This window comes from Robbsia betulipollinis, assembly GCF_026624755.1.
Lineage (GTDB): Bacteria > Pseudomonadota > Gammaproteobacteria > Burkholderiales > Burkholderiaceae > Robbsia > Robbsia betulipollinis.
On the sequence record NZ_JAPMXC010000043.1, the window covers coordinates 1 to 638 of the forward strand.

The following is a 638-nucleotide window of genomic DNA, read 5'->3' on the forward strand; positions in this document are numbered from 1 at the left end:
GTAAGCGTCCAGGCAAGGCATCTTGCCTGGTGGATGTTGGCTGAGTTCGGGCTAGATGAAGCGCGGGATGCCCGCCCGTTACGTCCCCACTTATTTTCGTAAGCGGGGACGTATTTTTAGACGCGCGTTGACGCGGGCGTTGAACCCATCAGCGTCCACGGCAGCAGGTCATCGATCCGGTTGACCGGATGATCGGCGATGCGCGTGAGCACCTCGCGCAGATACGCCTCGGGGTCGAGGCCGTTAAGTTTAGCCGTGCCGATGAGGCTGTACATCGCCGCTGCCCGGTGGCCGCCGGCGTCCGAACCCGCGAACAGATAGTTTTTACGTCCGAGCGCGACCGCGCGTAGGGCGCGTTCCACCGCGTTATTGTCTATTTCGGCACGGCCGTCGCGAGCGAACGTATTCAACGCCTCCCAGCGCTTCAACGCGTACTGGATCGCCCCGGCAAGCGCGGACTTGCTCGACAGGGCCGGCAGCAAGCCTTGCATCCAGGCATGCAGATCGCGCAGCAGTGGTTGCGTTTGTTCGACGCGCGTCGCCAGGCGCTGGTCGGGCGGTTGGCCGCGTATCCCGGCTTCGATCGCATAGAGCGCCGCGATGCGGCGTACCGCTTCGCCTGCCGTCGGTGACGGATG

Annotated in this window: 1 protein-coding gene; it reads right to left on the reverse strand. The window is 64.1% G+C overall.

What is annotated here, in order from left to right; translation table 11 throughout:
- Positions 1-116 precede the first annotated feature (116 nt).
- A partial coding sequence (locus tag OVY01_RS23015) for an IS66 family transposase (protein ID WP_267849962.1) occupies positions 117-638 on the reverse strand: 522 nt, incomplete at its 5' end.